This is a genomic window from Bacillus cereus (assembly GCF_025917685.1).
In the GTDB taxonomy this organism is placed as follows: Bacteria; Bacillota; Bacilli; order Bacillales; family Bacillaceae_G; genus Bacillus_A; species Bacillus_A cereus_AT.
This window is the reverse complement of sequence record NZ_CP089518.1, coordinates 2216050-2230429: the sequence shown is the minus strand read 5'-3', so window position 1 is coordinate 2230429 and position 14380 is coordinate 2216050. Positions and strand designations below refer to the sequence as shown.

Here is a 14380-nt window from a genome sequence, read left to right as displayed (position 1 = left end):
TATTCTCATCGCCTCAGTTGTTTTATCTATTGATCCTCTGATAATACTGTTTTTGCAATTCCAGTATCTAATTCTTCAAAGTCATGATATGAAATTGTTTCATATAGCTCACTTCTCGTTTGCATATTAGAAAGTGCATCTTTTTGAGAACCTGTTTCCTTAATTAAAGTAAATACATTCTCATACGCTTTCGCTGCAACGCGAAGTGAAGTTACAGGATAAATAACCATTTGGAAGCCCATATTTGCAAATTCTTCTGCACTATAATATGGAGTCTTTCCGAATTCAGTCATATTCGCTAATAAAGGTGCATTTACTTTACTATTAAATAGACGGAATTCCTCTTCTGATTGAAGCGCTTCAGGGAAAATCGCATCTGCCCCTGCTTTTACATATGCGTTTGCTCTTTCAATCGCTGCATCTAATCCTTCTACACCGCGAGCATCTGTGCGTGCTACAATGTATAAGCTCGGCGCAACTTCTTTAATCGCTTTAATTTTTTGAACTAATTCCTCTGTAGTAACAAGTTTCTTACCATTTAAATGTCCACATTTCTTTGGTAATTGTTGATCTTCAATTTGAACAGCTGCTACTTTCGCTTCTACCATTTCTACAGCTGTTCTCGCTACGTTTAATACTCCACCAAATCCTGTATCAATGTCAACAAGAACTGGTAAATCTGTAGCTCTTACTAGATCTCTTGCTCTCTCTGCTACTTCAGTAGAAGTCACGATACCTAAATCTGGTAGACCTTTACTTGCAGTGTAAGCAGCTCCCGATAAATAAAGAGCCGAAAAACCTGTATTTTTCGCAACAAGAGCCGCCATTGCATCATGAGCACCTGGAATTTGCAAAATTTCATTTGCTTCTACTAAAATTCGAAGGCGATTCGCAAGCTCCTCTTGTGTTGACTGTTTATTCACAACCCAAGCCATTCTAAATTCCCCCTATTATTAAATTAAAAATAGATCTACAAATTCGTTTACATTCATATTTTCTAGTTTTTCTTCATTTAAACAAACTTCATGAATTTGTTCTTGTTGCTTACTAGAATAATGACCTGCCATATTTGCAGTGAATTTTTGAACAACTTTTGGAATCGCTTCGTCTCTACGGAAACGGTGACCAAGTGGGTATTCACATTCCACATTTTCTGTTACAGTACCATCTTTAAAGTGAACTTGAACAGCGTTGGCGATTGAGCGCTTGTTCGGCTCAAGATAATCTAAACTGTACTGTTTGTTTTCAACAACAACCATCTTATTACGTAATTCATCTACACGTGGATCATTTGCTACTACATCCTCATAATCGTCCGCAACGATATCTCCTTTTAATAAACCAATTGCCGTAATGTATTGTAAACAATGATCACGATCAGCTGGGTTATTTAATGGACCTTCTTTATCGATAATACGAATTGCTGATTCATGAGTTGTAATTGTAATACGATCAATTTCATCTAATCTTTCTTTAATTTCCGGATGTAACTTCACTGCACATTCTGCAGCTGTTTGTGCATGGAATTCTGCTGGGTATGATACTTTAAATAATACATTTTCCATTACATAAGACTCTAATGGTCTAGCTAATTTTAATTCTTGCTTGTTAAATAATACATCTTGGAATCCCCATCCTGGCGCAGATAATGCTGTTGGATAACCCATTTCACCTTTTAGAGCAGTCATTGCAAGATGAACACCGCGACTCGTCGCATCACCTGCTGCCCATGATTTACGTGAGCCAGTATTTGGAGCATGACGATATGTACGAAGACTAGAATTATCAATCCACGCATGTGATAATGCATTAAAGATTTCGTCACGTGTTCCGCCAAGCATTTTCGCAACTACAGCAGTTGTTGCTACTTTTACGTATAATACATGGTCAAGTCCAACGCGGTTTAAGCTGTTTTCTAAAGCAAGCACGCCTTGAATTTCATGTGCTTTAATCATCATTTCTAGTACTTCACGTACTTTTAATGGTTCTTTTCCCTCTGAAATGCGAACACGGCTAATATAATCTGCAACTGCTAAAATTCCGCCTAAGTTATCAGATGGATGTCCCCACTCTGCTGCAAGCCAAGTATCGTTATAGTCTAACCAACGGATCATACATCCGATATTAAATGCACCTTTTACTGGATCAAGTACATATGACGTACCTGGTACACGTGTACCGTTTGGCACGATCGTTCCCGGTACAACTGGCCCTAATAATTTCGTACACTCTGGATATTGCAATGCTAAAATTCCGCATCCAAGCGTATCAAGTAATACGTAGCGAGCCGTACTGAATGCTTCTGTACTTGTAACCTCTTTATTTAATACATAGTCCGTAATTTCTTCTAATAATGCATCTTTTTGTTTAATTTCATTTGTTTTAATCATGCTAATCTTCCCTTTCTGTCGAAAATTCGTTATTATTAATGATGGGTGTCGGTCAAACACCCATCCGGCGGGCGGTGCTAACAACTCCCCAGTTGTTTTTATTTACTAAATGCATGTCGCTCGCCTATATAATTTACACGTGGACGGAACAAACGATTATTCGCATGTTGCTCAATAACGTGCGCACATAGTCCTACTGTTCTAGAGCTAAAGAAGATTGGTGTGTAAAGTTGAATCGGAATACCAAGCATCCAATATACTGGAGCTGCGTAATAATCAAGATTCGGATAAATACCTTTTTCCTTCTCCATAATTTTCTCTCCGGCTTCACACATTTCATATAGTGTATAATCACCTTTTACATCACAAAGCTGTTTTAAAGCTTCCTTCATCATAAGTGCTCTTGGATCCATCTTCTTCATGTAAACACGGTGTCCAAAGCCCATAATTTTTTCTTTGTTATAAAGTTTCTTCTGTAATAATTCTTCAAATTTCTCAACATTTCCAGCTTCTAAAAGCATGTACATAACCGCTTCATTTGCACCGCCATGTAAGCTTCCTTTTAAAGATGCCACTGCACCTGTTAGAGCACCATATAAATCCGATTGTGTTGATGCAATTACGCGAGCTGTAAATGTAGAGTTTGGCATTTCATGTTCACTATATAAAACAAGGGAACGATCAAAGATCTTTTCCTCAAGTTCAGTTGGTTTTTTACCCGTTAACATATAGAAGAAATTCGCACTATATGACAATTCCTGAAGGGGCTGAATTGGCTCCTCATTATTTAAAATATGATAGCTATTCGCTACAATATTTGGCACTTTACTTAAAAGCTTGTACCCTCTACTTCTATTCACTTCTAACGAGCGGTTTTCGATATCACTATCGTAACCAGCTAATGCAGATACACCTGTACGTAACCCATCCATAGGATGCGTTTCCTTAGGTAATGCCTTTAGCACGTTGAATACACCTTCTGGCACTGCATATTCTTCTTTTAATTTCTTTTCAATTGTTGCTTTTTCATCTTCATTCGGTAGCTGTTCTTCTAATAAAAGGTGCACAATGTCTAAATACTCTTTTGTTTTTGAGAGTTCGATTAAATCATACCCTTGAATTACAATTTCACCTTTCACTGTGTCAAGAAACGAGATCTTCGTCTCCGCTGCCACTATACCATCTAATCCCGGGGAAAATTTTTCTTCAGCTTTCATCATTATTTCCTCCAATCCTAATAGATCTTCGTGCACATAACTGTAAGCCTTTACAATACATTGAAACTACATTTCTATTTCAATGTATCAGAGTTTTTAGAAGATTTCAATTTATTTTATAATGATAAGTTTCCTATACTTTTACCGATGTAATAATACAATTTTCCAAAAATAACTTTCATATTTTATAAAAAAGTACAGACATCTTTTTACAATTTTCTAAAACGAAATATAACAATTATCCATATAATCCCACTAAATATACCTTTAATCTCTTTTTATTTAACAAATATAAAAAAACGAGCTGCACTCATACACAGCTCGTTTTTGATAATATTTATTTCACATTCCTATAAATATAATTCTTATATAAAATTTATTTATTTTTAATAAAGTTATTATTTTACATAATTAAATTAAATTTCTTCCGTTTCTTTACGATAGCTGACAACTAAATCATAGTTTTAAAAGTACGAAAGATTATCAAAATCTATAAAAATAAAATACCGTCTTTCTCAACTGACACTATTTCCCGAACTGGTTTCTCAGAAACAATTCCTAAAGAGTATCCTGGATGAATTGCACTATTCCCTCCGTATCTTACTATAAAGTGAAACTTTGATCAGTGGGGTTTTGTTCATCCCCTACTGATTATTAGCCCACACCAATCGGGCATTTACGAGCAGTTGATCTCCTGCCTAACTTCCTTGTATTTGCTGAATTTTGAGGTGGAGGTCTTACTGCTCGCAAATAGCGGGATAAATCAAATTGATTCATTATACTTTATACGCAATTCTTCCTTAAAGCATCGTCGAGCGTCATGTTCAATTGAAATTTTCACCTTCGCTCTTCCTGTTTACGCAAAATCTTTTTTGCCTAATCGTTGTTTTACAAAAATGACAAATATAATTAAAGCTATTAATCCTGAAATTGCACTACCTGCGAATAAAATACGGTAACCAAACATTTGTGAAACAACTCCAAGTAAAATCGCACCTAATCCAATCCCTAAATCAAAAGCGGTAAAGAATGAAGCGTTAGCAACTCCTCTTTTACTAGGATCAACAATTGTCAGCATCGCTGCTTGTAAAGCGGGCTGTGCTGAACCGAATCCAACACCATATAATGCCGCTGCAATCATTACACCTGTCAAACCATTTGAAATCGTTAGTACAACTATCGCTAAAATAGTAATACATAGTGCCGGAAGTATGATAAAAACTTCTCCATATTTATCTAATAGTTTTCCTGAAATAGGTCTTACAATTGTTAAAGCAATTGCATATACAAGAAAGAATGTCCCAGGATTCACATCAATTGATGAAGCGAATAACGGTAAAAATGTTGTTATTCCTCCATATGCAAATGATAAAAAGAAAACAACAATCGTTATTGATAAAACGGATTTTTCAAACAGCTGAATTTTCCCTTTTTCTTTTTGTGGCGTGAATGGCATTTTCGTTATTAACGATAATACGACTGCCATAAAGGATAAAAGAGTCGCTAACAAGAATAGACCATGAAATGAATAATTTTGTACAACCCATAATCCAATCATCGGGCCAATTGCCATCGCGATTGTCATCGCCATGCCATACCAGCCCATTCCTTCACCACGACGTGAATCTGGAATAATATCAGTTATCGCTGTTCCAACTGCTGTTGTAGAAACAGCCCACGTCACTCCGTGAATAACGCGTAAAACAGCTAAAAGGACAATAGTCGATGCTAAATTATACGAATACATCGTTATCCCAAAAAATATGAGTCCGAAAATAATAAAAGATCTTCTACCATATTGATCTAACATTCCTCCAATAATCGGTCGTATTACAACTGCAGCTATTGTAAACATTCCCATCATCAGTCCAACTTGTGATTCATTTCCACCAATCTCTTTAATAAAGAGCGGTAGCGTTGGAACTAGTAAATAAAACCCTGTAAATAAAAATAACATCGCGATAGTCATTTGAATAAATGATTTCGTCCATAATCGTTCCATTAAAATTCCTCCATAAACACGTAAAATATTACGATCAACACATCCATTGTATATGTTTCATATTCCTTTTCCCTCCGCTATTAGACGTATCTTTTCGCAATAAATGGTCCACCATCAATTCACATTGGTCTTACGACTTTGTACGTATGTTTTAACCGAAAGTCCTATCTATATGTACCTTTATAAGCATTAAAAGAATATACTACTTTATCATTGAAACTTAGGAGTGATCGTTTTCATGTGGGTATCACCAAGAATAACCGCCGTTGTCCCATCAGTTCCCTCAATACATGTTCCTGCCATTCATACAGCTAGTTCTGATGTTGGTATCGAACTTCCTGCCGTTTGGCAACAATATCAATTGACTGACCAAGTCACCCCTTCATTTTGGCATCATGGTACACATCCTAGTAGTGCTACTTTTTATAGCCCTAGTTATCCAATACCTCCAACTCAATTTTTTTATCATTTCCCGTCAATTTACTTTCAAAATTTCTATGGTACTTTTAACATTTAAAAATAATATTACTCTTTATAATACAAAAAGCACCAAAGAAACCGTTTTTTCCGGTACCTTTGGTGCTTTTTAAATGCATTATTTATTGTCCATTATTGGAAGGAGCCTCTCCTGTGTTCCCGCCAGTAGTTGGTGGGGTTGGAGTCTCTTGGCCACCTCCAGTGGTTGGTGGATTTGGAGTTCCTTGGCCACCTCCAGTGGTTGGCGGATTTGGAGTTCCTTGGCCATCTCCAGTGGTTGGTGGATTTGGAGTTCCTTGGCCACCTCCAGTGGTTGGCGGATTTGGAGTTCCTTGGCCACCTCCAGTGGTTGGTGGATTTGGAGTTCCTTGACCATTTCCATTGTTAGGTGGATTTGGAGTTCCTTGACCATTTCCATTGTTTTGTTCATTTTGCTTATTCTGTTCATCTTGTTTCTTTTGTTCTTCCTGCTTCTTAAGTTCATCTTGCTTCTTTTGCTCTTCTTGTTTCTTAAGTTCTTCCTGTTTCTTTAATTCCTCTGAATTTTTCTCTTCTTCAGTTTTTTGCTGTTGGTCTTGTTTTGGTTGTTCCGTTGTATCCGGTACGCTCGTATTTGGAGATGAATCACGTTTTTCACCTTTTATACGTAACTCACTACCTTCTTGAATAACACTACTTGGCATTTTAAAGCGTGATTTATCTGTAGCCATCTCGCTCATCATTTCTTTAAAGATCAACTGTGCAATTTTCGTATTTTTACTACTAATGTAATCGTCTTTACTATCTTTCATATATCCAGTCCATACTGCCATCGTATACTGCGGTGTATATCCTGCAAACCAACTATCCCGAGTTGCACTTTCTGGAATTTTATATTGTGCTAATTGTTTTGAAGCATAGTTTGTTGTACCTGTTTTACCAGCTACATCTAAAGAGGCCACATTTGCCGCTGTACCGGTACCTGATGTAACGACAGAACGAAGCATATCAGTAATCATATATGCTGTAGAATCGGCCATAACTTGTTTTGGTTTTTGTCCAAAACTTTGTGACTTGCCGTCTGGATAAACTACTTTCTTAACAAAATGCGGCTTCGTATACTTACCATCATTACCAAATGCCGCATAAGCACCTGCAATTTCAGTTGGTGACACTTCATTTGTACCAATAGCTGTTGATTCAGTCGGTGCTGCATTAAATGTAATCCCTAATTTCTCTGAGAATCCTTTCGATTTACTAATCCCTACCTCTTTCGCTGTTTTAATAGCCGGGATGTTACGTGACATTTTTAATGCATCACGCATTGAAATTGGGCCTGAATAACTTCTGTCTGCATTTCGAACTTCTTGACCATCTGAGTACTTAAACGGAGAGTCATCAATTTGATGGTACGTAGCCCATTTTAAATATTCAATTGCAGGAGCATAGTCAAAAATTGGCTTCATCGTTGAACCAGCTGCACGATCTAATTCAATCGCCATATTATGACCTTTAAATACAGCTTTATTTTCGCCACGACCACTACCTATAGCGCGAACTTCCCCTGTTTTTGTATCCATAAATGTGAAAGCACCTTGGAATTTATCATTTGGATAATCAATAATATTTGTATTTAAAATATTATCAGCCAATTTCTGTGCTTTTGGATCTAATGTCGTATAAATTTCTAAACCATCAGAACCAATATTAGCATCTGGTAATTCTTTTTCTACTTCTTTCACAACCGCATCCATAAATGCAGTATATGGCATTGTTTGTTGTTCAGTTGCAGGCTTAAGCCCATCTGTTACTGGAACTTTCGATGCTTCTTCCATTTCTGCCTTTGTAATATAACCATGTCGATTCATTAAGTTTAGTACAGTATTTCTTCTTTCTGTTGCCCTTTGAACATTTTCTTTTTTCGTTGGGTCATAGTTATTCGGTGCTTTCGGTAAACCGGCAAGCATCGCAACTTCTGGTAATGTTAAATCTTTCAATTCTTTACCATAGTAGTTTTGTGCTGCTGTTGCGATTCCATATGAACGGTTACCTAAATTAATTTTATTTAAATACATCTCTAATATTTCATGTTTTGAATATTGTTGTTCTAGCTTATACGCTAAATATATTTCCTGAACCTTACGCTTTGATGTTTTTTCCATCGATAAGAAGTAATTTTTAATAACTTGCTGCGTTATCGTACTTCCACCTTGAGAGCCATAATCTCCTTTAAGACTGACTAAAACCGCACGGGCAGTACCTTTAAAGTCTACCCCGCTATGCTCGTAAAAACGTGCATCTTCTGTTGCTAAAAATGCATTTTCTACTAATTTTGGAATTTGATCATACGTAACATTCGTGCGCTTTTCTTTCCCATATTCATATACCAAATTCCCGTCTTTATCATAAATTTTTGAGGATAACGGATTAACAAGTTTTGATTTCTCAAGTTTTGGTGCATCCTTTATCATAACGAAAAAGGTAGTAACCCCTGCCACTAAACCTACAATACCAAGTAGTAAACAACTGATTAAAAATTTACGGAAAAACGATGTTTTACCTTTTGGCTTTGTGTTTTCAGAAGCTGGCTGTTTTTTCTTTTGAACTTGTCGTCGCTCCTCTCGAGAACGATAATTTTCTGACATGTTACTTTCTCCTGCCTTTCAATTCTCCCGTTGATTTACTTAAAAATATTGAGGTCACTTTCACAAATACATTTAGTCAAGAAAGTATATTGACCTGGAGCATTCAATGTTTTCCCAATTCGCAGATTATAAATTTCAGAATACTTCTTATACAAACTATTTTCACTTCTATTTTTTCTAATAATGCTACCCCTTAAAGCATAGAATGTAAGAAGTGAATTTTTAACACCTCGTATACATAATATACCTTTTTTTCAAATGGTCAATATTTTCTTATTTATAAATCAAAGGTGAAATAAAAATAGCACAACGATATGTACTTCGTGTGAACTTCCTTATAATTACGTATAAAGAACATTTGATATATTGCATATAAATATAATACCTCTTTAATTATTAGGATTTCAACACGACAATCCCCTTATCTACAAGAAACCATCTAAAATGAAAAATAAGGAGTTGCGTATTGATGAAGCTCTCTCCCGTTATCTCAAAAAATATAGTTGCTGTTGGCTATAATCCTTTTTCTATGATTTTACGTATTCAACTAAAGAATGGTATGTATGATTTCTTTAACGTACCAGAAAGCATTTACACCGGTTTATTAAACGCACATTCTAAAAGTTATTATCATAATACCTATATTAAAAATTCTTACCGCTACACTAAAATTTAAACTTGATTGGCATACAAAAAAAGAAAGGCGAATCAAATTCCCTTTCTTTTTTGTATGTTTTCACTCGCAATTTACCTTCTATCTTCTTTTATTAATTTCATCGTACGCTTGAATTTGTCTTTTAAGTCGCCTGTCGGCTTTTTTATCATGTACGACAAGAACTGCGTGTATCGCTCCTGGAACCCAAAAAATTAAGGTTAAAATGAAATTAATAATCGCTTGAAACGGCTTTCCGCAAAATAAAACAGCTACCGGCGGAAGTAGAATTGCTAATAAGTACATCATGTCTGAAAAACTCCTTAATGTTTATTTTTCAATTCTTACCTATCCTTATCCTACATTTTCAAACTTATAAAATCATAGTTTTTCTAAAAACATATATAAGAACTCATCATTTCAAAAATCATATATAATAGTACAACTAAATGAGGAGCGTCTCACTAACGTTAACAAGTTATTTTCACTTGTTCATTTATATGTATATTCTACGCCTATAAGAAAAAGCCTACAAAAAGCATTAACACATCAATCTTGTCCTACTTCTAAAATTGAAATACTCCATACTTCATTGAAATGAGTATTTCATCGCCTTTTCTTAGATTCCAATCGTTGTTCCTCTACTATTTCGGTTAATCCAATTGCTGAAATTACAGTACCTATTGCCTGAATCCAAATACCTATTAGCCCTATTATACGTTGATCTTCTTTATCAATATTACTGTCTTCATTTCCCTTTTCTTCTTTTGATATATTTTGAATACCCTGATATGCTTGTAATCCCGCACCTAAACTTTGCATTGAATTCCCTAATACAATAATCCACTGTATTCCCTTTATCTCATTCAATGCTACTTCTACCCCTAAAAAAGCGCCAATTGATTGCAAACTATTTCCAGTAATTATAAGAAAATCATTTTCTTTCATTTGTTCATTGAGATTAAAATACGTTCCTATTACATTAGAAATATTACCTAAAGCTAATAACTCAATCCCCGTTTTCGCTAGCGCTTTATTTTTGTTATCTATAGTTACCTCTTGCTTCTCACGTTTATCTTCATCTTTCACATCAATAGTTGCTATGATTTGTAATATATATCCGAGGGCTTGTAATGAACTCCCTACAATAACAAGATCCGACTCAATCTTTTCTTCTCCTGAAAAACCTCTAGTTGTTCCAATTGCTGCTATAAGATTTCCTCCTACTTGAAACCAGGCCCCTGTCAATTCTAAATCGCGTAGGTTCATTTCGCATCACCTATATTTAAATTTTCTAGTACTTTCGAAACAAACATCACCTTTAATTCATTATTTTATTTTTTATATGTAATTTTGTGCATCACATAATGTATTAATAATACAAAAGAGCACCTTTCAGGCGCTCTTTTTGACAAGGGCTTTCTCGATAAATGTCTAATTTGCAAATGCTTTTTACATACTTCAATATATGCTTGTCCTTCAAAAATGTGCATATTACATTTAATACCTATCTAAATATTAAATGTATACTGGACATGTCAATGAATCTCCGTTTTTATCTATTGATATATTTAATATATAATGAATTGCTTTATGTGACCACATTTCAGGTGTAGGAGATTCTTTTACATATTGAGGTGCACATAAGTGAAGCATTGGAGTGCTAATACTTCCACCTGGATCTAAAGCAACTACGGCCATGCCATTTGGCAGTTCCATTGCCATAGACTGCGTGATACCTTCAATAGCAAACTTCGAAGCACAATATGGCGCAAGTTCAGCCTCGCCTTCTCTTCCCCAACTAGAGCTCATATTAATAATAATCCCTTCTTTTCTAGCTATCATCGCCGGGACGAATGCCCTAATGACATTTACTACCCCGTTCACATTTACACTCATTACACTTTCAAATTCTTGAGCGGTAACTTTCCATAACGGTGCGTTTTGATTAACAATCGATGCATTATTTATTAACATATCAGGAGCCCTATACTTATTTAGAATACAACTTGCCCATTTACTAACTTGGTGATGATTTGAAACATCAATTGTTTGAAAATCATGTGAAGCACCGTAATATTTATTAAGCTCTTCAATTTTATTTTTTGAGCGTCCACACCCTACTATGTTCCATCCCAATTCATGAAACCTATCAACCAATGCACGTCCTAACCCTTGCGTTACTCCAGTAATAATTACAAGTTTTTCAATGTCGTTTCGCTCCAACTTCATCTCCTCCTTTCAATTAATATTACTCTTTTTATTCTTATTCAAATTCTTACTAAAGTATCAATTCATTTCATACTTTAGATGTATTTTTGATATTACATATTACAAGCAAAAAGAGTAACCATTATAGTTACTCTTTTTGTTTGTATCTTTATTATTTTTAAATTGTATCTGCTCTTTCCTACATTTCTCATATCAATAAATATAGGTTACACAATGATGAAAGTATATTTATGTTTACGGTTCGATTTATCCACATGCTTTTCAATCCACATTTTCAACATAACATGGTCCACCTTTATCCAAGTATCTTCACGTAGCCTTAAACACGCTTTCATTTAAATTCTCAATCTCTTCTTGCAACTTTTTAAATTGTTCAAAATGCATTGTTATAGATTGTGTACTATTCCTTTCAACATTTTGCTTCACTAATAAAACGCCTGTATCGTGAAAAATCGCTTCAAGTTCTTTCCTTATAGATACTTTCGTAATATATGCTGTTTTAATTGCAGATAAAATCGCTATTTCATTAAACTTTAATTTTATTTCATTAGGACAAAATGCTTTTTCGATCAATGTAACATCATTACTACAAATAAAAGCAACAAGTTTACTTGATTCTGCATCTGTTAAATCTACTGTTTTTATAACATTATCCATTACATTTTGCCTCCTTTAATTCCGTATATATTAATTATTAAAATTTATACTTTTTAAAATTCAACTCTTCATTAATTTTAACATACTTTTTGCCCAATTGATTAAATAAAGCTTCAAATGTTTTCCTATCCCACAATATTTGTCAAACGAACCAATTAGACTATACCTTCATATAGTAGTGCAAACAATTACTTATAAGGTAGGTGAAAATTATGCCCTCAGTTGTTGGGAATTTAGTTGTACAAAATAGTAACGGATCTTTCAACTTAGGTGATTTCTACAACGTTTCTCCAAAAGAGAATACAAAAGCTTATAACGGCTCTGGCGCATCTAACGTTGGTTTCGTTGTGAACACTTTTAGTGGGGTTAGCGCAACTAATACATTTGATTCTGATTTAGCAGATCAAAACCAAGTTGGTACGGCCTAACCAGATCTGTAATCAGATTTGTATAATATTTTAAAATTTGTCTATACTATACTCAGGCTGATAAACAGCTATCGTTGATTTTTTGAGTACCCAATCTTTTTCTCCCTTTCCCTGGGGCTAAGCAGCTAGTTTGCATCTAGCTGCTTTTTCATTTAATTCTTCACCTCTTCAAAAATAGTAAGGGTTTTGCCCATTATCCATTGACTAGTAGCTCATAACAATTGGGCTTTTGCAGGCAGCCTGACGTACAGCCAAATTTTGAGGTGTGAATCTAACTGCCCGCCAATAGCGGGACAAATTAAAGGAAGCTAAGTTTCAAAATTCAGCTTCTTTTAGGTTACATCAATTATGTCCATTGCAGAAAATATATACGTTTTATAAAATGCATCTGTACATTTTACAATTTGTTGAATAGGATTTATATGAACCACTGTCATATAACTTGTAAGTATGTATCCTTCTTCAAAATATGTCACTAGCATCTCTTCTTCAGACAATAATGAAGTTAATAACTTATCTGAAATACTTGCTTTCGCTTCATTCGTTATTTGCGGTCTTTGGACTTTTAATTCCTCTCCAATATTTTTTTTCATACTTAATAATTGTTCCGACATTACTGTAAACGGAACCCACTCTCTTCTTGTTTCCTGTATCTTTACATAATTCATTTTCTTTACTCCTCAATTTTCTATATCTATCCATTCACAAAATAGAAATTTCACTTCTAAATACACTTTATCCATCTCTTATTTAATATGTAGCGTAGCTTTCTAATTAAAAACTATTTATGAATTTATATAAATCTCCACTACAAAAGAACGTTTGTTCTTATTATACACGAACGAACGTTCTTTCGAAAGTGCAACATGTAAATTTTTCAAACAAAATGTAACTTTAATCTATGAAGTTTATTCATACTCATTGATTACTCCCTATTATCAATCAATTTTCTTTGCACTTCCTATCGCATCATAGAATACGTGTAGCAACAATAAAAGCGACTCCATCCAATGTGGAGTCGCTTTTATATTTCTACTTTTCTATCCTAACTAACGTTCTTTCTGGAATACAAATTTCAGCTACATCAAAATGATTTATTTTCAAATTTAATTCCTACAATATTATTCAACAAAGCACTTCATAAATACATTTATTCATTTATACATTCATTTCCTGCGTAGATAAAAGAAGTTTTAGTTTTAGTTTTACTATTCATTCACCATCCATCGACATAAGCATATACTTTTATTATGGACGAAACTCACAAAACTTTCGAAACTTCTAAAGAATGTAAAAAATACATTCTTTAGAAGTTTCATACATTTCGACAAATCATTTCATTGATCCTGTAATAATCAGTAAGGACGAACAATGTCAAAACTAATCATTTCATTACTTTACTTTCTCTATTGATTAAGTTTAGGTTGCATAATAATATGTAATTCTCTCTCTGTTTCTGTTTTTTTCGGATTCCGATAATATTCCAGTTTATATTCTAATACTTCATACTCAATCATCCCAATCTTTATCCCTTTTGTTTCTTTTAATACATCTAGTAGAATACTTATATTTTCATTAGCTGATTCGAAAATTTTCCCTCCGCCTTCTCTTTTAAAAATAACTTTCATATATTCTCCTCCAAATTAATTTAATAATCTAGTAAATCTAAAATTATTCATATCATAATGTAGAATACTTTTT

Annotated in this window: 14 protein-coding genes; 3 read left to right on the top strand and 11 right to left on the bottom strand. The window is 34.3% G+C overall.

Annotation, left to right across the window (positions count from 1 at the left end):
* Nucleotides 1-26: 26 nt before the first annotated feature.
* From prpB to LUS72_RS11535, 4 genes are all read right to left on the bottom strand, one after another.
* A complete protein-coding gene (gene prpB, locus LUS72_RS11555) occupies nt 27-935 on the bottom strand; it encodes a methylisocitrate lyase (protein ID WP_098361824.1) in 909 nt (302 codons plus the stop codon).
* 18 nt (nt 936-953) lie between these two features.
* A complete protein-coding gene (prpD, locus tag LUS72_RS11550) occupies nt 954-2390 on the bottom strand; it encodes a 2-methylcitrate dehydratase (protein WP_097832008.1) in 1437 nt (478 codons plus the stop codon).
* Between the two features lie 98 nt (nt 2391-2488).
* Entirely contained in the window at nt 2489-3610 is a 1122-nt protein-coding gene (gene mmgD, locus LUS72_RS11545; protein ID WP_141533481.1) for a citrate synthase, read from the bottom strand.
* 853 nt (nt 3611-4463) lie between these two features.
* A complete protein-coding gene (locus LUS72_RS11535; protein WP_000440687.1) occupies nt 4464-5609 on the bottom strand; it encodes an MFS transporter in 1146 nt (381 codons plus the stop codon).
* 238 nt (nt 5610-5847) lie between these two features.
* Here LUS72_RS11535 and LUS72_RS11530 point away from each other — a divergent pair, with 238 nt between their 5' ends.
* Nucleotides 5848-6126 carry a hypothetical protein gene (locus LUS72_RS11530; RefSeq protein ID WP_097832006.1) on the top strand — a complete coding sequence of 93 codons (279 nt, stop codon included), beginning with the start codon at nt 5848-5850 and terminating at the stop codon, nt 6124-6126.
* 82 nt (nt 6127-6208) lie between these two features.
* Here the strand turns inward: LUS72_RS11530 and LUS72_RS11525 are convergent, their stop codons facing one another.
* Nucleotides 6209-8710, bottom strand: a complete 2502-nt coding sequence (locus LUS72_RS11525; RefSeq protein ID WP_097832005.1) for a PBP1A family penicillin-binding protein — start codon at nt 8708-8710, stop codon at nt 6209-6211.
* Nucleotides 8711-9179: 469 nt separating this feature from the next.
* Here LUS72_RS11525 and LUS72_RS11520 point away from each other — a divergent pair, with 469 nt between their 5' ends.
* Nucleotides 9180-9386: a KTSC domain-containing protein gene (locus LUS72_RS11520; protein WP_000777813.1), complete on the top strand. Its 207-nt coding sequence runs from the start codon at nt 9180-9182 to the stop codon at nt 9384-9386.
* A 78-nt stretch (nt 9387-9464) separates the two neighbouring features.
* Here the strand turns inward: LUS72_RS11520 and LUS72_RS11515 are convergent, their stop codons facing one another.
* From LUS72_RS11515 to LUS72_RS11500, 4 genes are all read right to left on the bottom strand, one after another.
* The gene (locus tag LUS72_RS11515) at nt 9465-9671 is read right to left on the bottom strand and encodes a YqaE/Pmp3 family membrane protein (RefSeq protein WP_000990221.1); all 207 of its coding nucleotides are present in this window, start codon (nt 9669-9671) and stop codon (nt 9465-9467) included.
* A gap of 297 nt (nt 9672-9968) precedes the next feature.
* Nucleotides 9969-10631 carry a DUF6944 family repetitive protein gene (locus LUS72_RS11510; protein ID WP_097832004.1) on the bottom strand — a complete coding sequence of 221 codons (663 nt, stop codon included), beginning with the start codon at nt 10629-10631 and terminating at the stop codon, nt 9969-9971.
* 249 nt (nt 10632-10880) lie between these two features.
* The gene (locus LUS72_RS11505) at nt 10881-11588 is read right to left on the bottom strand and encodes an SDR family oxidoreductase (protein WP_098361902.1); all 708 of its coding nucleotides are present in this window, start codon (nt 11586-11588) and stop codon (nt 10881-10883) included.
* Between the two features lie 315 nt (nt 11589-11903).
* Entirely contained in the window at nt 11904-12251 is a 348-nt protein-coding gene (locus tag LUS72_RS11500; RefSeq protein ID WP_097832002.1) for a hypothetical protein, read from the bottom strand.
* Between the two features lie 212 nt (nt 12252-12463).
* Between LUS72_RS11500 and gerPF the strand changes: the two genes are divergently transcribed.
* Complete coding sequence (gene gerPF, locus LUS72_RS11495; protein WP_001141569.1) at nt 12464-12679, top strand: spore germination protein GerPF; 216 nt, start codon at nt 12464-12466, stop codon at nt 12677-12679.
* A gap of 332 nt (nt 12680-13011) precedes the next feature.
* Here gerPF and LUS72_RS11490 read toward each other — a convergent pair whose 3' ends face one another.
* Both LUS72_RS11490 and LUS72_RS11485 read right to left on the bottom strand, forming a co-directional pair.
* Nucleotides 13012-13347, bottom strand: coding sequence for a YolD-like family protein (locus LUS72_RS11490; RefSeq protein WP_097832001.1), 336 nt, complete (start codon nt 13345-13347; stop codon nt 13012-13014).
* A 738-nt stretch (nt 13348-14085) separates the two neighbouring features.
* Entirely contained in the window at nt 14086-14307 is a 222-nt protein-coding gene (locus LUS72_RS11485) for a hypothetical protein (RefSeq protein ID WP_000864200.1), read from the bottom strand.
* Nucleotides 14308-14380 lie beyond the last annotated feature (73 nt).